The 26,212-nt window shown below is 36.8% G+C and carries 19 protein-coding genes and 3 pseudogenes; 12 read left to right on the top strand and 10 right to left on the bottom strand.

Going from position 1 to position 26,212, the window contains the following annotated elements:
* Positions 1-22 precede the first annotated feature (22 nt).
* The 8 genes and pseudogenes from L3081_RS09175 to L3081_RS09140 form a co-directional block, all read right to left on the bottom strand.
* A complete protein-coding gene (locus tag L3081_RS09175; protein ID WP_242285075.1) occupies positions 23-3,037 on the bottom strand; it encodes a TonB-dependent receptor in 3,015 nt (1,004 codons plus the stop codon).
* A gap of 286 nt (positions 3,038-3,323) precedes the next feature.
* Positions 3,324-4,394 (bottom strand): glycoside hydrolase family 43 protein, encoded by a 1,071-nt coding sequence (locus tag L3081_RS09170; protein ID WP_242285074.1) that lies wholly within the window; start codon positions 4,392-4,394, stop codon positions 3,324-3,326.
* 187 nt (positions 4,395-4,581) lie between these two features.
* Positions 4,582-5,865, bottom strand: coding sequence for a glycoside-pentoside-hexuronide (GPH):cation symporter (locus L3081_RS09165; RefSeq protein ID WP_242285073.1), 1,284 nt, complete (start codon positions 5,863-5,865; stop codon positions 4,582-4,584).
* Positions 5,866-6,023: 158 nt separating this feature from the next.
* Positions 6,024-6,755: an NUDIX hydrolase gene (locus tag L3081_RS09160; protein ID WP_242285072.1), complete on the bottom strand. Its 732-nt coding sequence runs from the start codon at positions 6,753-6,755 to the stop codon at positions 6,024-6,026.
* A gap of 433 nt (positions 6,756-7,188) precedes the next feature.
* The gene (locus tag L3081_RS09155; RefSeq protein WP_242285071.1) at positions 7,189-9,153 is read right to left on the bottom strand and encodes a hypothetical protein; all 1,965 of its coding nucleotides are present in this window, start codon (positions 9,151-9,153) and stop codon (positions 7,189-7,191) included.
* Positions 9,154-9,178: 25 nt separating this feature from the next.
* A complete protein-coding gene (locus tag L3081_RS09150) occupies positions 9,179-9,715 on the bottom strand; it encodes a hypothetical protein (RefSeq protein ID WP_242285069.1) in 537 nt (178 codons plus the stop codon).
* A gap of 56 nt (positions 9,716-9,771) precedes the next feature.
* Positions 9,772-10,940, bottom strand: a pseudogene (locus L3081_RS09145) (IS3 family transposase).
* Between the two features lie 634 nt (positions 10,941-11,574).
* Positions 11,575-12,570: a glycoside hydrolase family 26 protein gene (locus tag L3081_RS09140; protein WP_242285067.1), complete on the bottom strand. Its 996-nt coding sequence runs from the start codon at positions 12,568-12,570 to the stop codon at positions 11,575-11,577.
* A gap of 225 nt (positions 12,571-12,795) precedes the next feature.
* On the opposite strand from L3081_RS09140, the gene L3081_RS09135 reads away from it, so the two are divergent.
* The 5 genes from L3081_RS09135 to L3081_RS09115 all read left to right on the top strand — a co-directional run bounded on the left by L3081_RS09135 (position 12,796) and on the right by L3081_RS09115 (position 15,183).
* The gene (locus L3081_RS09135) at positions 12,796-13,101 is read left to right on the top strand and encodes a putative signal transducing protein (protein WP_242285065.1); all 306 of its coding nucleotides are present in this window, start codon (positions 12,796-12,798) and stop codon (positions 13,099-13,101) included.
* Positions 13,102-13,485: 384 nt separating this feature from the next.
* Entirely contained in the window at positions 13,486-13,695 is a 210-nt protein-coding gene (locus L3081_RS09130) for a hypothetical protein (protein WP_242285064.1), read from the top strand.
* 55 nt (positions 13,696-13,750) lie between these two features.
* Complete coding sequence (locus L3081_RS09125) at positions 13,751-14,260, top strand: PEP-CTERM sorting domain-containing protein (protein WP_242285062.1); 510 nt, start codon at positions 13,751-13,753, stop codon at positions 14,258-14,260.
* A gap of 175 nt (positions 14,261-14,435) precedes the next feature.
* Positions 14,436-14,912: an LEA/WHy family protein gene (locus L3081_RS09120; protein WP_242285060.1), complete on the top strand. Its 477-nt coding sequence runs from the start codon at positions 14,436-14,438 to the stop codon at positions 14,910-14,912.
* A 79-nt stretch (positions 14,913-14,991) separates the two neighbouring features.
* Complete coding sequence (locus L3081_RS09115; protein WP_242285058.1) at positions 14,992-15,183, top strand: PLDc N-terminal domain-containing protein; 192 nt, start codon at positions 14,992-14,994, stop codon at positions 15,181-15,183.
* A gap of 71 nt (positions 15,184-15,254) precedes the next feature.
* Here the strand turns inward: L3081_RS09115 and L3081_RS09110 are convergent.
* A pseudogene (locus tag L3081_RS09110) lies at positions 15,255-16,273 on the bottom strand (LacI family DNA-binding transcriptional regulator).
* 138 nt (positions 16,274-16,411) lie between these two features.
* Between L3081_RS09110 and L3081_RS26695 the strand changes: the two are divergent.
* From L3081_RS26695 to L3081_RS09075, 7 genes are all read left to right on the top strand, one after another.
* Positions 16,412-17,308, top strand: coding sequence for a sodium:solute symporter family transporter (locus L3081_RS26695; RefSeq protein ID WP_338027205.1), 897 nt, complete (start codon positions 16,412-16,414; stop codon positions 17,306-17,308).
* Positions 17,263-18,201 (top strand): sodium:solute symporter family transporter, encoded by a 939-nt coding sequence (locus tag L3081_RS26690; protein WP_274620387.1) that lies wholly within the window; start codon positions 17,263-17,265, stop codon positions 18,199-18,201. The genes L3081_RS26695 and L3081_RS26690 overlap by 46 nt, the downstream gene beginning before the upstream one ends.
* Positions 18,202-18,368: 167 nt before the next feature.
* On the top strand, positions 18,369-20,300 hold the full coding sequence (locus tag L3081_RS29350; protein WP_476728547.1) for a DUF4962 domain-containing protein: 1,932 nt from the start codon (positions 18,369-18,371) through the stop codon (positions 20,298-20,300).
* A 66-nt stretch (positions 20,301-20,366) separates the two neighbouring features.
* Positions 20,367-21,128 (top strand): 2,5-didehydro-3-deoxy-L-galactonate 5-reductase, encoded by a 762-nt coding sequence (locus L3081_RS09090; RefSeq protein ID WP_242285057.1) that lies wholly within the window; start codon positions 20,367-20,369, stop codon positions 21,126-21,128.
* A gap of 107 nt (positions 21,129-21,235) precedes the next feature.
* A complete protein-coding gene (locus tag L3081_RS09085) occupies positions 21,236-21,688 on the top strand; it encodes an MATE family efflux transporter (RefSeq protein ID WP_242285056.1) in 453 nt (150 codons plus the stop codon).
* On the top strand, positions 21,648-22,247 hold the full coding sequence (locus L3081_RS09080) for a polysaccharide biosynthesis C-terminal domain-containing protein (RefSeq protein WP_242285055.1): 600 nt from the start codon (positions 21,648-21,650) through the stop codon (positions 22,245-22,247). Before L3081_RS09085 ends, L3081_RS09080 begins: the two co-directional genes overlap by 41 nt.
* The gene (locus tag L3081_RS09075; protein ID WP_242285053.1) at positions 22,228-22,560 is read left to right on the top strand and encodes a hypothetical protein; all 333 of its coding nucleotides are present in this window, start codon (positions 22,228-22,230) and stop codon (positions 22,558-22,560) included. The genes L3081_RS09080 and L3081_RS09075 overlap by 20 nt, the downstream gene beginning before the upstream one ends.
* 450 nt (positions 22,561-23,010) lie before the next feature.
* On the opposite strand, the pseudogene L3081_RS09070 reads toward L3081_RS09075, so the two are convergent.
* Positions 23,011-25,991, bottom strand: a pseudogene (locus L3081_RS09070) (TonB-dependent receptor).
* Between the last annotated feature and the right edge of the window lie 221 nt (positions 25,992-26,212).

Genomic DNA, 26,212 nt, shown 5'->3' with positions numbered 1-26,212 from the left:
GTAACGTAGTTAACAATTCATGCTAGAAGGAAAACCTTGCGCCTACAGCGTAACGTGCTCCAGTTTGTGTTAACTTATAAGTAAGACGTGTATCACGACCGTATTCGTTAGTAATGTTAATACCTTCAATAAATACAGTTAGACCTTCAACCGCCGCCACATCATAACTAACATTAAAGTCTATTTGAGAATAGGCTTCAGTATAAATAGGTGCGGTTAAATCCCCGTTTACACGACGTTCATTTAAGAACTCATCACGCCAGTTATAAGCTATACGAGCTTGAATGCCATCTTTATCATAAAAAGCTACAATGTTCGCGGTATCGCTTAATCCAGTTAATGCTGCGGTATCTTGCAAAGAGTTATTGTCATAAGCAAGGCCAGAATCAGTCAAGGTATAGTTGAAGATACCACCAAAGCCTGAATCGCCAAAGATATGTTGAACGTTAAATTCGATACCGTCAATTGTCTCTTCATTATCACCATTAACAGGTACATTTAGTCTAAAGTTAGCGATATTATCTGTTGTCGGGTCACCAATGATTTTACCTCCATCTAACAGACCATCTTCGTCAAAATTTGGTTGAACATTTGGATCATCAGCGTAATTTGTAAAGATATAGTCTCTGATCTCTTGGTTTGAAGCATTGGCACCTAATGCCGCCGTTGCTGCTCTAAACTTCTCACCATCAAGTGGATTAGGAAGATTAAATATTGCTGAATCAACCGTACCCGTTGTTATCCAGTTAGTAACATCTTTTCTAAAATAACCTAATGAAACATAACTACCTTCGTCATAATAATACTCAGCAGAAACATCAAAGTTTATCGATTCTAATGGTTTTAATGCGGGGTTACCTGAGTTACCTGAATAACCACTTAAACTCCCCCCCGTATTAACCGTTGTTCCACCTTGTAATTGATTATAAGAAGCACGAGAAATAGTTTTACCTGCTGCTGCTCTTAATACAATATCGTCAGTAAGCTCAAGGTTCACACTGATACTTGGCAATAATTGACTGTAATCCGCAGATTGATGAAGCGACTCAATTCCGGTAACACCAGTTACAGACGTTGCCGTATCTTCATTCCATTCAATACTACTATACCCTGGTGCTGATGCTTTTGAATCAACATCAGTTGTTTCATAACGTAATCCAAAGAATGCACTAAATGGCATATCATTGATTTCGCTAATGTAACTAACTTGCGTAAAATATGCGGTGGTTTTTTCTTCAGTAAAGCGGTTTGTATCTGCATCCCAATTTGTTGATGCACAGAAGTGTCCTTCGCCATTAGGACCTGCTGATGCGCCTGCCGGTGCTTTACAGTCACCCCATAAACTATCAACATTGGCTACTGGATCTGCAAATTCTGCAGCACGAATTATCTCGTCAAAATCAGCAAAATAGATGGTGTTAAACAAATCATAATCAGATTGTGTTGGTGTACCTTCAAAATTACCCGATTTAGCATCAAATTTATCTAAGATAGTATCTTCGCGCCAATTAATATCAGCAAAATCACCTTCTACACCAACGCCACCCCAATCGGCACGCTGAACTTGCGTATGACGGTAGTGGTTATTAACTGTATTAACTGACACACCAAAATCAATACTGACTTCATCATTGATTACGTATTCGCCTTTTACTTGAGTTTGTTGAATCTCAGAAGAATATTTATCATTAGCAAACCAAATACCTGATAAACGCATAGTTTCTGGTGTAAATGATTCAATATTACCCGTTGCGATCCCTGGAAGATCACCCGTTAAATCTAAACCTGTGCGAGTTCTTGTATATGATGGTAATTGCAGATTATTACGCGTGCCATGGCGAGGATCTGTCGCTTGCATGCTTGCTTTAGAGCTATGATGATCTAAAACAAGGTTTAAATCGTCATTCACTTGCCAATCAATATTTAAACCAATTGAATCAGTTTTTTGTTCATTCCCCCACGAACCTACAGTTAATGATGTATCAGCAAAATCAGCATCACTATTTATTTCATAAATCTCAGAGTAAATTAACGGCACAGCATTTGGAGAACCATCCCATACTGACTCACTGCGATCACCTGCATAGTTAAACCATACTGAAGCATCGGTATGTTGCTCTTCAACAGTATTACGAATTAATGTGTAATCTAATGTCGTGGTTAAGTTTTCAATAGGCTTAAATTGTAATACTAACTGACCATTAACACGTTCACGTTGGCGTTCTTCAAAAACATAGCGAGGTTGTTGTGGGTTTGAATAGTTACCACTGGTTGGTCTGTTTGTACCACCGTCTGCGCCTGCAGGTACACCGCCCCAACCGGTATTACTATAGTCACTAGCTCTATAACCTTGGTCTTGGAAAAATTGTTGCATACCACTTTCACGTTCTTGATAACTACCCGAAAGTGAAATACCAAACTTTTCATCTGCAAATGTTTGTGAGTACAAACCACTGATTTCTGGCGTTGTACTACCTTGATCAGTTGAAGAATCGTTTACAAATTTGGTACCGAATGAAGCTTTAGTACCAGGGGACTGTAAAGGTTTATGTGTTTGTAAATCGATAGTGGCACCAATACCACCAGAGGTAACACTTGCATTAGATGTTTTATATACCGTAACACCTGATACACTTTCAGAAGCAATATTCGCAAAATCAAATGTTCTATCACCAGTAGTTGTCGGTAATTGACGACCATTAAGAGTAATTAAGTTTTTATCTGCGCCAAAACCACGCACTGTAACTTTACTACCTTCACCACTGGCACGGTCAATTGAAACACCCGTAATACGCTGTAGTGATTCAGCTAGGTTTGTATCTGGAAACTTACCCATGTCTTCAGCGGAAATCGCATCAACAATACCATCAGAACTTCGTTTTACGTCCATTGCACGTAATAAACTACCACGGATACCTGTCACGGTAATAATTTCTACATCTTTCGCTTCATCTTCTGCCGCATACCCCATCGTTGCAACAGTCATTGAACTTAGTGCAGCTAGGATGGAGGTAGTTAATATCTTTTTATTAAACATTTTATTAGTCCCCTAATTTTTATATTTATCTTTATATTGTCAATATGACAATTACATTTTTAGCACATTATATTCAATATGACAATAAGGTATTTTGACTATATATGACTATTTTTTATTTATTTATTCACGTTGAGACCAAGAGTCTTTACGCTATTTTGTGTAATAATTAAACTTATAATAGGAAATTCAATACATTAAAATAGAGCAAATAACCTATATATCAGGTTGAGATAGTCACACCTATTAATGTCTTATTGACTATATCTTTAGCAAAGAAAATTTTTTAGTTCTTCTCGTATGCATCTACTGTTTGAATTCTTCCATTTTCATCATGAACCAATTCTGTCATTTTTACACAACGCAAGTGAGTTTGGCCGCCCGACAAACTACTATCATGATAAAATAAATACCATTTACCTTCGTAACAAGTAATAGAGTGATGATTCGTCCAACCTAATACGGGGTTTAAAATAACACCTTGATAAGTAAAAGGACCATAAGGTGAGCTACTGGTAGCATACGCTATTTTATGAGTATCACCGGTAGAGTATGAAAAATAATAAACACCGTTATATTTATGTACCCAAGGACCTTCAAAAAATCGACGATTATTATCATTTACTTTAATGGTTTCGCCATTATCATCAATAATAACTACATCTTTAGGCTCTTCAGCTAATTCAACCATATTAGCCGATAGCTTCGCCATTTTCGCCGGTAAAGCCGTTTCATTTGGTGCAGGGTATTTATCGGCTTTACTAAATTTACCCTCATGCCAGTTTTGTAATTGACCTCCCCATAAACCACCAAAATAAAGGTAATAACTACCATCATCATCTTCATAAACAGCGGGGTCTATACTGAAAGTACCTTGAATATAGTTAGGTTCAGCGGTAAATGGTCCTGTTGGTGATTTACTACTTGCTGCGCCAATTCGAAAAATTCCGTCTTCGTCCCTAGCAGGAAAGTAAAAATAGTAGGTACCATTTTTATGTGCGGCATCAGGTGCCCACATTTGTTTACTTGCCCAAGGAACATCATCTATTGATAAAGCTACGCCATGGTCTGTTGCACTAAAGTCATCTTTATCAAGCGAAAGCACGTGATAATCGGTCATTGCAAAATGATCGCCATCATCATTAATACTGTTATCCGACTCAACATCATGAGACGGATAAACATAAATTTTACCGTCAAACACATGTGCTGATGGATCAGCAGTGTAAATGTGTTTTACCAGTGGGTCGCTTTTGTTCTTTAATGCGTTGGCGCGCGCTAAGTCTTTCAGCTGAATTTTCTCCGCATGACTTAACGTTTCAAGTACGCCTGTTTTTTTTTGTACTGAATTCGTCATAAAATCTCCTATGTCCGAATGAACTATTAAAATGACCAAATAATTTAGTACTAACCTTTAGTACAAACATTGAGTAACAAAGGTTTAGCACTAAATCATGGTTGTTTAAAGATACGGTTTTTCTCTATATTACGCTGTGATTTTTGCTTGAATATTGATTACTTCAAGTTCAGTTAATTTGTATTGTTTAATCAGCAATAAGCTCACGATCATACAAATAACGGGTATACCGGCAAAAGGCGAGCAATATACCGTTAAGTGTGTCAGCAGTTTGTGTTTGATTAGGCACATAGTTGTAACTAGCTAGTATCCGGCCGGCCAATGCGCCACCAATTGCAAAGCCAAACTTAATCGCTAACAAATGCCCTGAAAAGGTAATAGCAGTAAGACGTTTACCTATTTTTAACACACCGTAATCAACAGTATCGGCCACCATAGAAAACATAATGGGCGTTATCATCATATGCGCAAAATTGGCAACAAAATAAAGAATGAATATAGCGACTATTTGGCTTGAATCTACAACATAGAAAAGACTATGCGAAATGATCACAACCACAATAGCAACTTGAAATAGCACCTTTTTCTCAAAATACTTCGTTAAAAAGTTAGTAGATACCGCCCCTAAAACCGAACCTATTGCGGCAACCGTTAAAAAGGAAGAAATGAGTGACTCTTCACCCACATAATATTTTATATAATGAGGAGCAACCGCTGCGCGGATGCCAATAAGTATTAACGTTACTAAACTAATGGCAGCAATAATCACCCATTGATCATTTTTGAAAAGCGAAAAGAATTCAGTAAACACACTTTTACGATTATTTTCTACCGGTGGAAGTTTAGCTTCCTTGGTCATTTTGAAACAAAACACAAAACAGATAGCCGCTAAAGTGCCCATAAAGGCCATTGCTAAGGGATACCCTATTCTGTCATTACCTTCACCAAAATATGCGACAAGTTTCGGTAAAGCCCAAACAATAATCACCAATGCAGCCATTGCCATAGCAAAACGGTATGACTGTAATGAAGCGCGTTCTTTAGGTGAATCAACCATCACACCACCTAAAGCGCCATAAGGAATATTAATGGCGGTATAACAGGTCATTAATAAACCGTACGTTATATACGCGTAAACGAGTTTACCCGTGGCATCAAAATCTGGCGTTATAAAAGCTAAACAAGCTAATACGCCATAAGGTACCGCTAAAAATAATAAGTATGGACGGTACGCTCCCCATTTTGTACGAGTTCTATCGGCAATACTGCCCATAATTGGGTCAGTAAATCCGTCGAACAGTCTAACAGTAAGTAATAAGGTCCCCGCTGCTGCTGCTGATAAGCCATAAACATCGGTGTAAAATATCAGCATGAAATTAGCAACCATTTGGAAAACAATATTGCTTGCCGTGTCACCTAAGCCATAACCAAATTTTTCTTTAACAGTTAATTTGTTTTTTTCGTTTTGCATGGATACTCCAAATACAATTTTATAATGATTTAACCATTGATATAGTCCAAAATACTATATGCAAATTATTCAGATGTAAACAGGTATATGTTTAAGCGGAGGATTAAAACAAAAAAAGACAACGAATGTTGTCTTTTATGGTAAAAATAAATAGTGAACTAAAATTCGAATGTAAATCCAAATTCTTTCAGTTTTTCATAGACATTGATATCAAATCTATACAAGGTTGCCGCGCGGTGAGCTACTTTTTTTTGTTTTTCTTGGCAGTTAATTAATAAATTCATTTTTTGAATTTTACGACGAAAATTAGGCTTATCTAAGGTTTTATTTAAGATTGCTTCGTATATTTCTTGCAATTCAAGTAAGGTGAATTTTTCAGGTAATAAATTAAAACCAATAGGTTCATGGCGTACAATATATTTTAAATAATTCAAACCTGCCGCTAAAATATCGCCATGGTCAAACATTAAATTGGGTAAATCATAAACATCAAACCATTCACATTCAAAGGCATTTTCTCCAGTAATTAATTTAGTTTCTTCGTGCCTAACTAACGAATAATAAACAATGGTTATAATCCGACTTGTGGGGTATCTATCAACTGCACCAAATGCGCCAAGCTGATCAAGGTAAAGATTATCGACATTCGTTGTTTTTTTTACAACACGTAAAGCCGCATCTTCTAAATTTTCATTTTCCCTAACCCAATGACCTATTAAACCCCATTTATTAATAGCTAATCCACGATTATACTTAACCAAAAGCACTTTTAATTTGCTTTCATGTAAAGTAAAAATAAGGTTATCAACGGTTAAATTACGTATACAATCTTCTGGTATGGTTTCTTCCGCAAGTGAAGCGCTCGCTAAGCTAGATGTATTATGATGCATAATATTACTCTTGATTGACCCTATACATTAAATAATTAAGATAAATGTGTCATTTAAATTTATGTATTTTTATTTAAAGCTATAACTAATAATAGTATATAAGACTATTTGTAATGGCACGTAGAATACATTCTACCCTTCCATAATGCAATATTTCGTTAGGATAACATGCAAATACGTTATATTTGGCAGTACACAATATAGTGAAGTACTTATACCAATCTCACTAACTATGTGATCATTTCAACTTGCCAAAATCAACAACTACTTCGCTATTTATTTAATAATTAGAACAACTCGTTATTGAAATAATTCCTTTTATTTGGCAATTTTTTCTACATATAAAATAGATCACTTAATTAATGAAACTGGTATTACTTTAACAAACAATGAATGACGGTCCACCACAGAAACGTCCCTATTAATATTCCACTTATTTATTGTAGTTAGGCATTATTTCATAAGGAAATTTCAATGTGTTCAATTTTGAGGCAACTAACACATCAAAATGATCTATCTGATCTGTTAACTGATAAGACAATGACCAGAATCCATCCTTAAATACACCTCCTTGTAAAGGAAGCATCTCGTTACCATTTTTTAAAACTGCAATCATATTAATTAGGTTAGGAGCTTCAACTCGATAGGTTGTGTGTGGTGTTTGTCCGTTAGTAATTTTCACCCTACTTATTAAAATTTCGTGGTTGTGAAGCGTTTGTTTAAAATCAGGCAAACCAACATTAACAGTCTCGATACGCTGAGGTAAATTAACCTTTATTTCGCCTGATAACTTACCCATAGGCTCTTTAGGCTTAAGCTTTAAACCTATGTTGACACTATCAGATAAGACTTGTGCTTTGTCAATTTCTGTATGTGGGATGTACTCAGTAATAAAGTTGTTTTTTATGCGATACCATGCACTGTTTTTAACGTAATAAGAAAGTTTCTCGTTAATACTATGAGCCGTTAACTCGATTGCTTGTAGATTAAACGTTAAACCACTAACAAATGGAGAGAGTATTTTTAGTGATGGGTGGCTACCCCAAGACTGCGAATTGTCATGACTTAACATCATGGCAAACGGGAATTGATACAAGTCGCCAACTTTATTGTTGGATAGGTATTTTTCTTTCTCTAAAAATTGCTTAGCATTAGTATCCCCCCATTTTTGTCGTGTCGCATTAGCCCAATCATTTTCATCTACGATAGAGGGCCTTGTAGTTAAGTAATTTACTTTTAACTCAGCCTTCGGGAAAAATTCTTTTTTCTCTATAATAAAGTGCATTTCATGTTCACTGAATGCATTTGAAAAAATTAATCGAATAGATTTAACGTCGCCTTGGTAATGTTGAGTTTTAGCATCACTAGTACCCCAAGAGTAACTCTGTGATAAAGCTTCACCTTTTGCATTTAATCCTTGTATTTCTATCAAATGCTTTTGCGAACCACTTACGGCATAAGACACACTTTGACGATCAAATTCGTTAATAAAAAATCTAAAACCGTGTTTTTCAAAGCCGGCACCCTTTTGAAGTGGTAAATCAATAGTCTCAATATTTACAGGAGCAGAAAAAGATAAAGCCCCTTTAACATTGGCAACATCTGAGAAGTTATAACCTTCTGATAAACGAAGTGTTTTCTGTGCATACGCCTTTAAATTTGTCGTATTAAATCCAGAACTCACATCATGGTTACTACCTCGGTAACCTAGGTCTTTAACACATCGCTCATCCCTTAACAGGTTATTACCCGCCTTATCATTTACAGAATTTACTTTAAGTGTCAGCTTAGCTTTTGAAAGATGCCACCACCCTTCAATTTTGGGTACATTCATGTTTCCTTCAATATTCAACTCAGTTAGGTTTAACTCCTCGTTTATATTTACTGAGTTCACAGAGACAGCTAAAGGTCCATCAACAAAAGATGGCTTGGCATCAAATTCGGCTTTTTTGTAATCAGGTAAGGCAATTAATTTATCATTAATTTTGTAATCCCACTGTGAATTCATTAATGATTCTGGAGAAACCTTTTGAGATGTTGATTGCGAATTACCGTTAGATGAAAATGCTTTCATGACTAATTCAGACCAAACATCAGTTAATTTAGGAATGTCATCTTCACTAAGCTTTAGTGTAGTTATAAGTGAACCTTTAGCATTTTCAATATTAATATTATCGAAAAAACCTGCTAAGGTTTCAGATATCTTTGATGCGTCACCTTTAGATTCCATGATGAATTTATTAGCAGATAAATATTTTTCATCAGTCCAAGCACTATTGGCATTTATTTGTGAACCTAAAGAGATTGTTTGTGATAAAAGGTTTATGTCTAGTCCAAAAAACAAAGCAGATACCTCTTCGTTTTTACTCATCACTTTTTTAATTATATGGGCACTCATACCTTCGGCTGTTTTTGATGTGTCTTTAGGTACGAGGACACCAAAGACTTATCGTTTTAGTGTCTCTATATTGACGCCAACTTGATAATTCCATCTCTGAAGACGCTTTATCTTGCAATCTATTTACAATCTGCCCAAGTCGATTCTCATCTGTTGTTATCACAAGCCATTGTTTACTAAAATGAAGAAACCACTCTTGTTTTATCTGCTTTGCTAATTCGTCAGGGCACATAAATACAGTGTCATCATCTCGCTCAATTAACTTGTATGAATCATTCGATAAATTTTCAATAATATAAAACTTATCAATTGAAGACTGTGTTATCGACCATTCGAAATCGCCGTACAACATAATACTGGTTGCAGGTTTTTCCCCCGTATTTACAGAAAAAATAAAATGATCCACTGAATCTTTGAAATTACTTTCTCCATTGTAAAGTTCATCAAAGGCATCTGTACTTAATACTGGTAAATCAAGTGATTTAGGATCGTGAATAGCATTACCTAATACATGTCTTACTCGCTCATTGTTAACATGCCCTAGTATTACAACATCTTGCATAGCTAAGGCATTTTCTCCATCGTTATGACCTGGTCAACTAAATTCAGTCACCCTAGTTAAGCAACCATTTTTAATTCTTTATCAGCTAGCTCAAATTCATTTGGACTTTGGTAATCCAGATAAGAATGAAGTCTATGACTGTTGTACCACATTGTTATATAATTCAATATATCTTGCTGCGCATCATAACGTGTTTCATAGTTACGCCAGTGAACACGTTCTTGTTTTAAACTGCCGAAGAAGCTTTCGGCAACGGCATTATCCCAAAGAACAACCTTTTTTACTCATACTCCCAACAAAACCATTTGATTTGAGCAATCGACGATATTGATGACTCGCATATTGAACACCTTGATCTGAGTGAACTATCAATCCTGCTTTGGGTTGTCGCTGCCAAATAGCCATCGTTAACGCATCACAAACAAGCTGTGCTTTCATTCTCGAACCCATACTCCACCCAACAACTTTCCGTGAATATAAATCAATCACGACGCATAAGTACAACCACCTTCCGTTGTCCAAACGTACGTGATATCACCTACCCACGCTTGGTCTTGAGCTTCTACGGTAAAATTCTGCTTAAGCTCATTTTGATAAATAGGCTTGTTATGATCGCTGTTCGTTGTTGCCTTGTATTTCTTTTTATAGCGAACCCAGACATTTGCTTCTTTCATTAACTGAGCTGTTTTTCTTCGACTTACAGGAAAGCTCAGTGTATTGAGTACCTTTTTAATGCGTCTAGCACCATAAGTATTGTCACTAAATTTGGCAATGTCTTTGATCAACTCAATCATTTCTTGATGGTCTAAATCATCAGATTCACTTAATTTACGTTTTTGATAACTATAATAATTATTACTTTTAACACCCAGTACATGGCACATTAAAACCACAGGCCAGATCTTCTTATGTTGGGCAATAAACGAATACTTTACTTCGTTTCTTTTGCAAAGAAGACCGTCGCTTTTTTTAATATTTCGCGCTCCATTTCGAGACGCTTCACTTGCGCTTTTAAGTTGCGGATCTCTTCTTGCTCAGGCGTTAGTTTTCCATTACCACGAAAAGCATGCCCATCATCATTCTCAGATTCTTTTATCCAACGACCAAGCATGTTTGGGTTAACTCCCAAATTTCTAGCGGCTTCAGCTTGTGAATAATTTTGTTCTATCACTAAAGCGATGGCATCAAGTTTAAATTCTTTTGAATATTTTTTACGTTTTGTCATTTCAATCTCCAGTTAAGTCTATTATTCCTTAACTGGGGTAGTCGAATCAATTAGACCACGTCATTAACATGTTCAGGAGGTGGCGAACTTAACCAGTAAAAGATGAACCCGAAAAAGCATATTGCTAAAATTGTTATCAGTAAGACTAAAACTTTAAATTTGTGCATGGTTAACCTTAGTTATTTCTATTGAGTTATATTTGTTTTTATTATTAGTATGCACTTTAACAGGCTAATGCTTTGAATAACAAAGAATAAAAAATACATATTTTTATTCAATACATTAAAGGTTTTTGTTCACTCAATTTAATATCCCGTGATAAGGAGTAAAGAGTTATAATAATATTAAAGAACATCTACTCTAAAGAGCAACACAGACCTTCCCAGATCCAATCGATGAATTTTCCTTTATCTCTAAAACAAGCCCAAGGTCTGCCTTATAGAGTAAATAAAAATTTGCTTTTTGTAGGGGATATTATCAACTGCTTAATCGCAAGATTTACGATGTTAATTCGATAAAGAAAATAATATATCTTCCAGTTAGTTCGAATTTAACTTTTCTTTAAAATTTTCATTTGAATGTAGCCAAATAGGGGCTGTCATTTCTTGCAAATACAAATATTTAACCGTGTCATTTAGCTGTAATCGTGCATCTTTCCAATCATGCCATTGGAAACCAAGTCTGTTTGAGTGATAAACCCAATCCCAATTGATATAACTAATGGCTTTAATTTCTGGGTTTTTAGCAACCATGTCGAAGAATGGGCCAAACCAAGTATCCCGCCTTTTTGTCCTTCTTCAACGCCTACATAACGTGGTGTGGTTTCGCCGATCATCACAGGTTTACCGTGTTCCGCAGCTTTTTTATAAAACTGGCCTAACCAAGGGTTAGTGATTTCTTGCGGTGAAAATATATCAACGGCCCACCAGTCAACATAGTCATCTCCTGGGTAATATTTCATTAATTCTTCAAAGGATATAAAACCTGCAGAGCCCCCTGCTGCACACCATACCGTCACAACATCTTGCATTTTGCGGGCACGCACTTTATCGGTTATACGTTTAAATGTAGCGACAAAACCGTCCACGTTATAACCATTCCACGATCCTTCAAATTCGTAACCAATTCTTAAATATGCAGGTACGTTTAGTTCGTTTAATCTGTCAAGAAAATGGTCGATATTTTCATCAAATTCACCTGCGGCCACGCGAGTCGCCATGCCAATACCTTTATCGTTACCACCGTTAAAGCTGATACCTATTTGTTGAACAGTTTTAAAGTTTACGTTTACGGTTGAGCCTTTAAGCGCTTGGTTATACCACCTATCGATATTTGCTTTATCTTTGGTGATACCTACATAACTCATGTAAATAAGTGGTTGATTATTTTCTGGGAATAACGACGAATATTCTGCAAAACTGTCTGTGTCTTGACCTGCACCATGGATAATTTGAGACCTAGGTTCCGGCTGGGCACCAAAGTAAGTGCGAGGCATATATTTGGTATTCACGTTAGTTGTATTACTAATGCCGCCATCTTGACTACTTTCAGTTATAGTCGAGTTTGTTGAAGATCCACAGGCCGCTATAATGCTTGCCAAAAAAATCACAACTAATGTATTTTTTTTCATTAAATATCCCTTGGTAACTAGGCCGTTATACCGTTTCATTTTAATAGACGTGAAGACGTGAAAGCATAAACTAGATAATGAATGTGTTCAACAAACTAGTAAAGCGAAAGCAGATAGTCACTTATAAAGTAACTAAAACGAACAAAGAAAAGGCTTGTTTTTCGTGCCTTACACCTTTTAACAAGCTACTATTACCGTTAGGCATAGTATTATGAGGATTCGATAATGAAAATGGTATATACCAATGAAAATCACTTGATTACAAACAATATTAAGAACCTCATTGAAGCGCAAGGCATTAATACCTTTATAAAAAATGAGTTTTCACAAGGGGCGGTTGGAGAAATATCCGTTTTTGATTCTTGGCCTGAAATTTGGGTTTTTGATGACTCCGATTTTGAACATGCTAACAAAATTGCTAAAGCATCACACAGTGGTGGTTCAGATGTTGATTGGGTTTGTAATAATTGCTCGGAAAAGAATGATCCTTCATTTGAAATATGTTGGAATTGTCAAAGTGACAACTCTTAACAGCATACCTTGATAAAAGCAAAAGTTATAAAATCTTATATGTTGAAATAAATTTTACAGTATATTTTAACAATGATAGCATCACTTCAATCCATCTAGAGGTATTAATTTACATAGTCAGTCTTTGTTATCCATAGCCTACTTTAGGTTAGGGCTAGTAAATACTCATCTGTTAACCTTTAACTAGTACTATTTAGTTTGAATTAAATTCACAACGAACCTGCTTATTTTTTAGTTAATTGACTGTCATATTTTTTTACACATTTTAATTTTCGTTTAAAAAATCAACAGCAACCATATGATTTAAATAACTTAAAATTTATGGCAACATAATTGCATTAACTAAAGCATTAACATATTTATTAATTTTATAAGGTTATTGTTATGCGCAAACTAATCATGCTTTTTGCTTTTATACTGCTACCTACATCACAGGTAATGGTCGGCCCAATAGCAATCATCAATGGATTATCTAATACGAGTGAAGTTGATACAACTACCTCTATTACTACCCAACTAAATACACTACACCAAAATGTAGGAAACTCAGTAACAATATTTGACCTAATACCAAAGAGATTTATCACTTTATGATCAAGTTTGGGATATTAGATTTTCAAATAATTATGCTTTAGATGCTACTCAGCAAATGAACTATCTTACTTACTTACAATCTGGTGGTGGTATGTTTATTATGGGTGAAAACTCATCTTTTACTGCACGTAACAACAGTATTTTCTCTTTAATCAATGCTGCAGGTGGTGGTTCTTTAGCATTCAGCAGTAACGTAACATCGACACAGACTGTTAATGCACCATTTACTGGGCCAAATGCTGTTACAAATGTAACCTATAATGCTCCTGGTGGCGCTAATGGTCATGGTACAGGCAGTTGGATTACTAACTCAGGCAATATAGGTACAGGGATAGCGTGGGGAACTGGTGATTTATCAAATGCCACGGCCGGAGCCTTAACCACTATTTTTGATGTTAATTTTATGCAAACAACCGCTGATTTAAACAGTCAAAATTTAACTAAAAACCTGATTGGATTTATTGATACACAAGTAAACCCAGATCCTACATCAGTACCAGAGCCATCAACCTTTGCTATTTTTTTATTAAGTATGATTGGTTTAGCCTCTCGCCGATTTAAATAAAAGATTAATATTTTCTTAAAAATTTTTAATACTAAAAAACACTAATCATAATGATTAGTGTTTTTTTTATTTCTGATGCTTAATATTGATAACCATAATATAAAAAACCAAATATACTCATTCAAATATACTTATTGTAGGATCGTAAATAACTCCTTTAGGAAAAAGAATAACTATGGCTAAAGAGCTACACAAACTCATTTTTTTAGTGACCATCCTGTTTTTACTGTCGAGTTGCTCAACTATAAATATTGACTACGAGGAGCCTACTGTCGAGTCGGTTTCTTTTAAAATTTTGCCTGCCAATGGTTTAGAACAAAATTTTGAAGTAGGCTTGAAGTTAGTCAACCCTAATAAGTTTGAATTGCCATTTAATGGAATTAGTTATCAACTAAGCGTGGCAGGAAAAAATTTAGCCCAAGGTGTTGCCTCAGATATTCCAACTGCCGGTGCTTACGGTGAGTCACGCTTTACCGTACCTGTTTCAACTAATTTAATTAAAGGGATCAGCGTTATAAAGGCGCTAATAGATAATAAAGGACAAAACATTAACTACCAACTAAGAGCTAAAATAGATATCGATATCCCTTTTGTGCCAAAATTAACCGTCATTCAAGATGGTATTATTCCATTTGGCCAGAAAACGCAATAATGAAGCTTATAGCTACATAGATAATAGATAATCACCTCTTAGTGAGGTGTTTTATAATTTTATATCAAGGAGTTACCACATGGGTGGAATAAGTATATGGACTATTTTAATAATCTGGTTAATACCGATTATAATCATTGCTAAATCGTCTAGAGCTACTGGGGGCGAGAAAGTCGCTTGGTTATTAGCCACTATTTTTATCTCATGGTTTTCATTTGTTTTTTACTTGCTATTAGCCCCTATAAGCAATAAAGAAACACATCAAAAATAAGCTAATTGGTTACTATTCCCTCACTCATTTATATATATAACCACAGTGGTGACTATAAAGAGAAAGCAGACCTAGTTCTTATATTTTTTACATGACTGCCTTTTAACAAAAGAACAAGGAATGATAACCTTTTGTGGTGGTGTTTCATTGTCGCTAATGTTATTTAATAATAATTTAGCGGCCTCTCTACCGACTTCATATGGGTTTTGGGTGATGACCGTAATAGGTACTTTTAAATATTCAGCCATAGGAAGCTCATCAAAAGCTAATAATGATACATCATCAGGTATCGAAATATTCTCTGTATTCAAAGCCGTTAACAATTCTGTGGTAATAGGCAAATGTTGCGTAAAAAATACCGTTGGGGGATTAGCGGCAGCAAGCATACTTTTAGGCGTCTGTTGAAAACCTGTTTTACGGTGCCAGTATTGAATTAATTGCTCATCAACAGGAATTTTATATTTATCTAAGGCGTCGGTATAACCTAGATAACGGTCTTTTCTTGATTTCATACTTTGAAAATCTTGAGTCAGAAAACAAATTCGCTGATGCCCCAATTCAATTAGATATTCAGTGGCTTCAAACGCCGCTTTTCGATAATCAGATACAATAATATTTTTTTCATTGCCATCATGTTCAAGTTGAAAATACACAATGGGCAGGCCGTTATTAATATATTTATCAATTAATTTTGTATTCTGGCCTGTTGAAGCAATAATTATTCCGTCTACACGTAATTGGTACAATGTCTCTAAAGATTTCGCTTCAATATCAGGGTCAACATCAGTGTTATAGATTAAAACATTGTATTCACTTTTTTTACAGTAGTCGTCAATTCCTCTGAGGGTTCTACTTGTATAAAATCCTGTAATATCTCTTACTATTACGCCTATTGTTTTTGTCTTATTCATTTTTAGACTACGGGCAATAGGGTTTGGAACGTAATCAAGCGCTTCTATTGCCGCTTAATACGTTCTTTTGTCTTTTCTGACATGTAATCAAAGCGCCCATTTAGGTATTGAGATACCGTACTTTTTGAAACACTGGCAAGCTGTGCAACATCAATTAATTTTACTTTTTTTGCATTTATATTTTTCTTTGAGGGTCAAAATATTCGAATGTTGACATTTTGCAACATTATGATAAATTAATCCACTAAACCGATTTAGTAAAATAGTTTATTATTCGTTATCAATTACTTTGATAAACTAATAAAAGGCAAAAAATAGTGGAAATTTCGAATATAGAATACCTAGTGATTGTCGGGTATCTCCTGCTGATCATTATTGTTGGTCTTGTTTTCAAAAAGTTTTCTGCCAATACCGATGACTATTTCAAGGGTGGTTGTAAGGGTACATGGTGGCTAGTTGGTAGTAGTGCTTTTATGAGTGCTTTCAGTGCTTGGACTTTCACTGGCGCCGCGGGTATTGCCTATGAATCGGGCTTTTCCGCGATGTTTATTTTTTTTGGTAATGTGCTTGGATTTTTCGTGAACTATTTGTTTATGGGTCCTTGGTTACGACAAATGCGAGTAACAACCTTCCCTGAAGCTATAGCAGGTCGTTTTGGCGAGAAAACTCGCGATTTTTACGCCTACTATGAGGTGCCGATACGTATTTTATATTCGGCCATGGCACTTTACGGCTTAGGCATCTTTTGCTCAGCAGTATTTGGCTACGATATTAATTACGTTATTGTTGTTTGTGGTGTTGTTGTTCTTCTATACTCCGCAACCGGTGGTCGGCGGGCTGTGATGGCTACTGACTTTTTACAAGGTTTAATATTAGTGCCGCTTACGCTAATTGTTGCCTATCTTTGTTTAGATGCGCTTGGTGGGATTGATAATTTATTTGTAACGATTGAGGATAAAGGTTTAACCGAAGAATACAGCATGATTAACTCCGCTACCCTCTTCGGCGGTGCTTATACATGGGGTCGGGCTAGTGCCATGATGACAAAACAATTTATCGTATTTAATTCGATGAATGCAGCGCCACGTTACTTTTCAGTTAAAGATGGGCGAGAAGCAAAAAAAGCAGCTTTGCTTTGTTCGGTTTTAATGCTCCTAGGTAGCTTTATTTGGTTTTTACCCCCATCACTGCTCGCCTTTTATACCCTGACTTAGTGATGGCATTCGACATAGCAAAACCGGCTGAAGCAAGTTATGCCGTCGCGAGTATTAGCTTGTTACCTGTAGGGCTCATCGGCTTGATAGTTGTCGCAATTCTTGCTGCGACAATGAGCTCCATGGATACAGGACTCAATACGAATGTCGCGATATTGATCAAAGATATTTATCCCAAAATATCACGCAGATTACGGTGGCAAACTAAAAGAGAGTCAGAGCTATTAAACTATGGGCGCACGTTGACTTGGGTAATGGGCTTTATGATTGTACTTTTAGCGCTATATTTTGCACAACAAGACGGTTCAGGAATATTTGAAATAATGCTGCAAGTCGGCACGTTACTTTCCATGCCAATTACCATTCCGTTGCTCTTAGGCATGTTTATTCGACACACACCTTGGTGGGCTGCGCTTTTCTCTATCGGATGTGCATTGATTTTCTCTAGCTTAGCTTTTTTCGAGATACCCCTAAGCTACCTTGGTTTTTCACAAGCCTTTAGTGATAGCTTCGAATGGAATTTTCAGCAACAATTTTTCGGTGTCTTAGGTTCGGGAATATTTGGCTTTTTAGTGTCGATACTTTTTTCACCGAATAAAAATTCAGCTCATCGCCAAATGGTTGACAAGTTCTTTACAAACATGAAAACACCTATCAATTTTGAAAAAGAAATTGGTGAAAGTAACGACCTCAGTCAACTGACCGCTATCGGGCGTTTTGGCATAGCAGTCGCCGGTTTTATTGCGTTGATGTTACTCATACCAAATCCGCTAGAAGGCAGAATAGTTATTCTGGTACTAGCGGCAATAATCGGGGTAATCAGTGTATTAATGCTTAAAGCAGGTAAGCAACCCGTTATTACGACTCACAATAACGCATCACAAACAAAGTGATAAAGCTTATTTTCTCGAAAACTGACTTTCTCTTTCTATTTATCACGTTTGATTACAGGAATGAACAATGAACTATTTACTTATAAACGACCAAACTTGATGTTTTAAAATCTCAGCTCAAAAGCCATCGTAAAGAACATTTAACGCGGCTTTTAGAGCAATGTCGTTTGTATGAAGACGAAGTTTTATCAACAGAACATCCTCACACTAGTATTACCTATATGGGCATGGCTGCTGCCAACTTGAGCTTAGCTTATTTGTTGACCGAACAAGACCATTATTTGCAAGAAGCCAAACGTTGGATTTTTACTGCGGTAAATTACGATGTATGGGGTTATGGCTTTTTGGTAGATGTTGACCTTAGTGCATCATGGATGCTGTATGGTTTGGGGCTTTCTTATGATTGGTTGAAAGAGTATTTAACTAAAGAAGAGCGTCACAAGTTTCTTGATAAGTTGATTCTGCAAAGCAATAAGATATTTGATTATGGACAAGAAAACTTAGGGCATTGTTGGTCGACTAATTATTGGCAAAATCATAACTGGATTAACTATTCTGGTTTATTGACCACCGCCTATGCAATACGCTCTGAGCACCAAGGCGCGCAAGTGTGGATTGACGAGATCAAAGACAATTTCGAAAAAGTGTTTGAATATCTTCCTGAAGACGGTTCGAACTACGAAGGAACGGGATATTGGCGATATGCCATTAACTTTTTCCTCTCTGCTGCTGATTATATTCGCCAAGATGGCGGACCAAATTATTTTGACGCCGGCTTTTTAAAAAATTCATTCGATTATCGTCTATATCAGTCTGCGCCAAACTGGGAAGAAAACATTAACTTTGCTGATGTACATGACAGAAGAAGCTCTCATTCCATTGCGGCTTATTACAAAATCGCATCAGAATACAACAATGAGCAAGCGCAATGGTTAGGTGAAATGGTACGAACCAAGTTTCTATTTAGAGAGGCTTATGAAAGTAAAATTTTCCCTGGTATTTTGCCTGAAGCCTTCTTAGAGTTAATTTGGTTTAATCCTGCGATAGCGCAACAATCCCCTGATGCTCTCCCCCTAACTAAATACTTCCCTGACCTTGGTCTAGTAGTTATGCGCTCTAGCCGGGACACAGAGGCAACGCATCTTTCATTTAAATCAAGTCCTCCAGGTGGTCATAAGCAATGGAAACTTAGTCGGGAATTAGACAAGAAGAATAATTGGAAAACACGTAGCTTAACTCATTACCATGTTGATTTTAATCATTTTATTTTAATACACAATGATGCATCTTTGGCTATTGATGAAGGTTATAACCGTACTTCTAAAGCTGAGGTGCATAATTTAATTACGGTTGACGGTACTGGCTGTGTTGGCGAAAAAATATGGGGCGAAGGTGATTTAAGTAACTCTGAATTGTTTGACTTAAATTGCAAAGGTATTCATAACGTATGGCGAGATGTGCCTAAAGATGCCATTGCAAAAATTGAAGCTTTTTCTAATGATAATGGCTATACCTATGCAGTAGGTGAATCTAGCAAAATGTATTACCCAGAAATGGAATTAACACGTAATGCACGACATATTATTAATAGCGAATGTGGCTATTTTATATTTTTAGATGAGCTAGAAAGTGAACTAGAACATACGTATACCTGGCGTATGCATTCTGAAAAGTATGCGAGTCAGGTAAACCAAAACCAGTTTGAAATTATTAATGGTACGGGGGCGCTTAACGTATTTACCGTGTTCCCGGAAGCGCGTATCACTAACGTTGATGAAACACTCGTTGAAGAAGTTATGACACCGCAACGTCCTGATGATATTCGTCGTATCAGTTTAAAAACATTATTAATTGAGAATGCTGAAAAAAGTAAGAAGAGTTATTTTCTTAATGTGCTTCAACCTAAAGATACACTTCAAGGAAAGCTGAGTAATGATATTTCAGTTCAGTCTATCAAGGGTGATGGCTGTTTTGGTGTTGAAATCACCTCGAAAAATCATATTGAAACCTTTATTTTTTCTAATGAAAACAAGATAGCCTACCAAGAGATTGAATCTGAATCAAAATGGATATCTGTTGTAAAAGACAAGGTTTGGTAATGTAGTTAAAACAATACGTTATGATGGTGTGTATTAGATGTTTAGCATGATTAGGGGAATATTGAAATGTTAGAAAAATTCAGTTTAGTAGGTAAGGTTGCTTTAGTTACCGGTTGTAAACGGGGTATTGGCAAAGCCATTGCGCTTGGACTTGCAGAGGCCGGAGCGGATATCATAGGGGTATCAGCCAGTCTAGAGTTACAAGGCTCTGAAGTTGAAAAAGAAGTAACCGTGCTAGGCCGTAACTTTAAAGGGTATCAATGCGACTTTTCTAACCGCCAAGCACTGTATTCATTTATCGGTAAGGTGAAAGAAGACTTCCCACACATTGATATTTTAGTAAATAATGCAGGAACTATCCTACGCGCACCGATAGATCACAGTGATGAGCTTTGGGATAAAGTAATTGATGTTAATTTAAATTCTCAATTTATTTTGAGCCGTGAAATTGGTAAAGATATGGTTGCTCGAGGTGCGGGTAAAATTATTTTTACGGCCTCTTTATTAACCTTTCAAGGTGGAGTAACAGTTCCCGGATATGCTGCTAGCAAAGGTGCTATAGGGCAACTAGTCATGGCACTATCAAATGAATGGGCCGGTCAAGGTGTGAATGTTAATGCTATTGCACCTGGCTATATAGATACTGATAATACTGAAGCGCTACGCAATGATCCTGAACGGTCTGCCGCCATTTTGGCGCGTATTCCCCAAGGTCGTTGGGGTAAGCCCGAAGACTTTAAAGGGCCCGCGGTATTCTTAGCTTCTGAAGCCGCAAGCTATGTAAATGGTGCAATATTATTGGTTGATGGTGGATGGATGGGGAGATAGTTTTAATATTAATGATTCATATTTAATAATGACCTATCTACTTGCCCACACTTCACCTCACTTATTTAGATATTGTATGTGTTTTTCATGATAAAGGTTATTTTGGGATGAGAACCATTTCGTATGTTCGACGTAACTTTGCATTAGCATGGCCACTTGCTTTTAATGCATTGCTCGTACAATCGATGTTGATGATTGATACCTTGTTAGTGGCACCTTTGGGAGAACTTCCCGTTGCCGCTATGGGCATTGCCACTACCATAGTCGCCTTTGTGTTGGGTCTTGAAATCGCTATTGGTAATGGTATTCAACTACTGGTGGGTAGAGCTTTTGGCTCTGATAACAAGGCCGAGCTAGTAGTGGCTTATTGGTCTGGTCTGCTAATTAACGTTTCTGCATCATTATTTTTTCTATTTATCTTAACCTTTTGGGATACTGATTTAATCGCTGTTATTACTGATGATAATGACTTAGCCCTGTTTGGCGAATACCTATATATCAATCACAAAATATATCATTTTGATCACCGCATACACCCAAGTTTGTACTGCTTTTTGTAATGGCCGAGGCAATTCAAAAGTGCCACTAAAAGGCTTCATGATTGAATTACCTGTTAATGCATTACTTAGTTATTTTTTGATAAATGGCTTTGCTGAGTTTAAAGGGCTTGGTTTAGAAGGTGCGGCTTGGGGAAGTTTAGTTGCTATTTTTTTAAGAGCAACATTTTTTTATGTTGCTTTGCGTGCTGATGATAACGTAGGTTTGACTTATCCTAAAAACAGACATTTTTGGAGTGAAATTGGTCCACAATTCAGCGAAATTTATCCTATTGCCGCTAATTTTTTTGTCCTCTCGGTTGGGGCTACTGTTTACCAGTTATTGTTTGCTCAATTGGATCTTTTTTCATTTGTGGCCATTACTTTAATTTTTCCTTGGTTGCGCGCAGGTACGCAATTTCCCAACGCTTGGGCTCAGGCTTCGGCAATTAGTATTAGTCAGGCTTTGGGTCAAAAAACAACAGGTGATTTAACGCGTTTTGTCACTAGTTGTACACAAGTTGGCATGACGTTGTCGGTCATCATTCTTTGGGCTTTTCTTTGTGCTCAGTCAATGTATTGAATTTGTTTATCCAGAGATAGAATCTGAAACACAAACTGCGTTAATGATCATCGCACCGCTTTATATCGTTCTACCAATTATTCGCGCCTATAACACGGTTGCCGGTAATATTCTTCGTGCGCTAGGTAATAGCAATTTAGTACTTAAGATTCATTTTGTAACACAATGGCTAATATCTCTTCCCGTATGCGCCCTATTAATTCTTTATTTTGATGCTTCAATTTTTTGGGCTTTCGCAATGATCCCCATAGAAGAGTTACTTAAAACGATCCCATTTTACCGTTACAAGCAAGCATATATGAATCGGTTATAAAACAAACTGAAAGCATTAATTAATCTCGTTAATGACATTTGATACTAGTGGAAAACAGTATTCCCCTTCCTAACAACACATGCCGCTAATCAGCGGTTAAAATCTATCTGCTCTACTGAAAGCCATAATGTTTGGTCATAAAAAGCAACTTCTGCAACAAGCTTGTATCCACTAACCGTATAATACCACCTAAATTACTCGACGTTTTAAAATATATAGATTGCTATTTCTATTGCTATATTGAAAAAAACTCATAACGGGGTTGAACTCGATAAACTTGTATCTTTGTACCATATTATCAAGCAACTATTTGTTAACATAGTTCTTTATGCGTAGTATTTTAAAATTTAATTAGGTGAATTTTTTAAGATCGCTAGAATTAATAACAAAAAACTCAGGGGCTAGTATTAGCAATACTAGCCCCTGAGTTTGAAATTTTACAGCGTTAGATTAAAATCGGTAACTGGCTCCAAAGGTAATACGACGTTCTGTTAAACCTTGATAACAAAGTAGCCCTCCTTCATTAACACAGGATTGTGTAATATCTGACTCAGTGAGGTTGACACCTTCAATACCAACGTTCAATTGTTCATTAACATCGTAACTAATGCTAGCATTAAGCTGCCCTCTGTCTTCTTGCACAACTGGGAATCCCCATGGGAAACTAGAAGTACTACCAAAATCTTCTGAACGATACGCTTCACGCCATGTATAACGTGCACGAGCCGAAAGACCATACTTTTCATAGTAAAGCGTAAAGTTGTAAGCATTTTCAGATAAATCTGTCAGTCCTTGTACACGAGTAACATTAATATCTTCAATACCCGTAGTTAAAGCAAAAATATCATTGGCGCGACTTGTTGCAGTGTCGAATGCCTCACCACCAGAGAACTCTTGTTTAGTATAGTTAACAATTGCACCAAAACCAGATGCCCAACCTAAGTCTTCTTCAAAACTAGAAAGATCATACTGAACAGCAATTTCTATCCCTTTTTGTGTGGTTTCACCCGAGTCGTTGATCGTAGTAGAAAATGGCACACAAACCCCTACCCCTGTAGTAGGCCCAAATACATTAATATCCGCAATCGGGTTGAAAATCCCGCCACCTTCACAAGGATCGGTGATATCACGATATCCAGTTTCTGAATCTTCATATGGGTCCTCTTGTTGTTTAACATGAAGATCGCTACGTTTCTTATGAAAAATACCAACGCTCAATACACTCGCTTCAGCAAAGTACCACTCAGCAGAAAGATCAAATGATGTCACTTCTTCAGGTACCAAATTTGGATTACCTATCGCAACAGCAGGGTTTGGGCTAGTAGAGAACGTAAATGATGTTGACAAGTCGTCAAAATCAGGACGGCGAATGTCTTTACCCCAACCCGCACGTATAACCATATCGTCTGTTATATCGGCAACTACGTTTATGCGTGGCAATAAGAAATCATAGCTACCTTTACTTGTAACCTGTGACACCAAGTCATTACCATTAGCATCTGTGGTTGTTGAATTACCAACAGACTTTACTTCGGTTTCTATGTAACGTAGACCAAAATTTCCACGGAATATACCTTGTTCAAAATTAGCTTGAGCATAAAGAGCATTGGTCTCCTCTGTAATATCAAAAAAACCATCGGAACTTGAAGTAGGTGCATTGATTGGTACTGAACCACCAATAGTATCAATAGCCGTTTGTATAATAGCCAAGGCGCCATCAGGATCAGAGGCAACAAGTTCGGGGTTAAGCTGAAGGTAATCGCGAACATATAATGCTCTACCATCAGCCTCATTAAAATTAGTAGGGCCTGCAACAAGTAATTCGGCGAAGAGATCACCCGATGGACTATCGGACATATTTCTTAACCCTACGCTGTTGGTAATGGTATCTTGAACGCCGGAGGTTTTACTATAGCGGTAACCAAAATCCACCGAGGTTACAACCGTATCTAAATAATAACTAAAATCCAGTCGAAAAGCGTCTTCACTGTTTTCTGCTGAACTATTACCTATGGCGACATCACGCAGAACAACGTTTGCGGGGTCAAGTAATTGCGCACTTGTTGGTGCATTTGCTTCACCAGATGCAATAGCAAAAGCTAATGAACCTCCCGTGAGATCATACTCAAAAGGTGTACCATTTTCATTTGAACTGTTAGATGCCACATTGGGATTGATAAAGTTAAGTGTTGTGTTAAAACTCGGGGTAGTCGTATCAGAATTTGACGATGAAGCTTCGACATTTATTTTAAGATTCTCACCTTGCCATTCACCACCAATTCTAAATATTTCACTTTTTGTTAAGCGCGAATTGGTATCACCTGAGAATCGTAGATTTGGATCGGCATCACCATCTTCAACTGGGATAACGCCCTTAACTGCGGCTTGAATACTACCAAGATCCTGACCATCTATTGTGCCAAAATCAACTGTTTCAAACTCAGTTGGTATCGAGATATTTCTTAGATCACTTACGCCTGATGCTTGAATTCTTGAACTTTCTTCTCTGCGTTCTTGATCATTAATAATCGCATCAAAATAGAATTTGGTATTATCGTTAGGCGCCCACTCTAATGAAGTAGAAATATTTATAGTTTCAGATTCATAGTTATCGTAATCTTGAACAAAAAATTGAATGGGTAAATAATCGAATGATTGGGCGCTAGCAGCACCGCTATTGGATGCAACCGAGTTATCTCGATCCGTTCTAGGGCGGAATGCCGTTGCTTCTTGCTCAGCATAGTTAGCACTGACAACAAGCCCAAATTTACCTGAATCTGTATCCCAGTTGTCTCCGAAAGTACCAGAGAATCTAGGTTGTAAACCGCCATCAGTTGAAAGACTGCTATCTTCACCTTGTACTCGGAAAGTAGCTAACGTTTCACTCAACTGAAGGGGACGAATCGTTCTTAAATTGATGGTGCCACCCACAGATCCTTCAATGGTTTTTGCTTCAGGTGCTTTAATCACTTCAACAGCAGCGATAATACCGGAGACACATCTTCAAAATTAATTCCACTTCGCCCAGTACCAGAGCCTACAGTTGATACTCCGTTAATTTCAGTTCGATTGGCGTTTGTACCACGAATTTGTACTCCTGTACCCACACCCGCAGTTCTAGTAATCTGGATGCCTGTAACATTCTCTAGAACTTCCGCTAGGTTTTGGTCAGGCAATTTACCAATATCAACTGCTTTTATTACCTCAACAAGGTTACTTGCATCACGTTTTTCTAAAAGTGCACTCGTTAGTGACTTGCGTATACCTACAACCTCTATCACCTCAACGTTGTTATCATCTTCTACTGATTGCTCTTGTTGCGCTGTAACAGACGGAGCAACAAATAATGTGGCAATAGCGGCACTATAAATCGCAGAATATGATCTGCGATTTCGAAGAGTAGCGCTTATTTTATTAAGTTTGATTTTCATAAATTCCCCTTTTTACGACATGCTGTTTTGTATGATTGTTAATGTATAAATTTTATTATTATTTTCTAAGTCAATTTATTAAAATACGAGTACATAAAATCGATTTACTAAACCGATTTATCTTTTAAGCGTAGCATATAATCTTAAGATGTCAATAACGAATATTTAATGATATTGCTACATAAAACACATAACAAATGAATGCGGTAGTTACTAGGAAT

Source organism: Colwellia maritima (genome assembly GCF_022669015.1).
GTDB classification, from domain to species: domain Bacteria; phylum Pseudomonadota; class Gammaproteobacteria; order Enterobacterales; family Alteromonadaceae; genus Colwellia; species Colwellia maritima.
The sequence above is the reverse complement of the archived record's forward strand: the minus strand, read 5'-3'. Positions and strand labels throughout refer to the sequence as shown.

Excerpts from the sequence above, each read along its gene's own strand:
- L3081_RS09175 (WP_242285075.1), bottom strand. The coding sequence starts at position 3,037 with ATGTTTAATAAAAAGATATTAACTACCTCCATCCTAGCTGCACTAAGT.
- L3081_RS09170 (WP_242285074.1), bottom strand. The coding sequence starts at position 4,394 with ATGACGAATTCAGTACAAAAAAAAACAGGCGTACTTGAAACGTTAAGT.
- L3081_RS09165 (WP_242285073.1), bottom strand. The coding sequence starts at position 5,865 with ATGCAAAACGAAAAAAACAAATTAACTGTTAAAGAAAAATTTGGTTAT.
- L3081_RS09160 (WP_242285072.1), bottom strand. The coding sequence starts at position 6,755 with ATGCATCATAATACATCTAGCTTAGCGAGCGCTTCACTTGCGGAAGAA.
- L3081_RS09155 (WP_242285071.1), bottom strand. The coding sequence starts at position 9,153 with ATGAGTGCCCATATAATTAAAAAAGTGATGAGTAAAAACGAAGAGGTA.
- L3081_RS09150 (WP_242285069.1), bottom strand. The coding sequence starts at position 9,715 with ATGCAAGATGTTGTAATACTAGGGCATGTTAACAATGAGCGAGTAAGA.
- L3081_RS09140 (WP_242285067.1), bottom strand. The coding sequence starts at position 12,570 with ATGAAAAAAAATACATTAGTTGTGATTTTTTTGGCAAGCATTATAGCG.
- L3081_RS09135 (WP_242285065.1), top strand. The coding sequence starts at position 12,796 with ATGAAAATGGTATATACCAATGAAAATCACTTGATTACAAACAATATT.
- L3081_RS09130 (WP_242285064.1), top strand. The coding sequence starts at position 13,486 with ATGCGCAAACTAATCATGCTTTTTGCTTTTATACTGCTACCTACATCA.
- L3081_RS09125 (WP_242285062.1), top strand. The coding sequence starts at position 13,751 with ATGAACTATCTTACTTACTTACAATCTGGTGGTGGTATGTTTATTATG.
- L3081_RS09120 (WP_242285060.1), top strand. The coding sequence starts at position 14,436 with ATGGCTAAAGAGCTACACAAACTCATTTTTTTAGTGACCATCCTGTTT.
- L3081_RS09115 (WP_242285058.1), top strand. The coding sequence starts at position 14,992 with ATGGGTGGAATAAGTATATGGACTATTTTAATAATCTGGTTAATACCG.
- L3081_RS09090 (WP_242285057.1), top strand. The coding sequence starts at position 20,367 with ATGTTAGAAAAATTCAGTTTAGTAGGTAAGGTTGCTTTAGTTACCGGT.
- L3081_RS09085 (WP_242285056.1), top strand. The coding sequence starts at position 21,236 with ATGAGAACCATTTCGTATGTTCGACGTAACTTTGCATTAGCATGGCCA.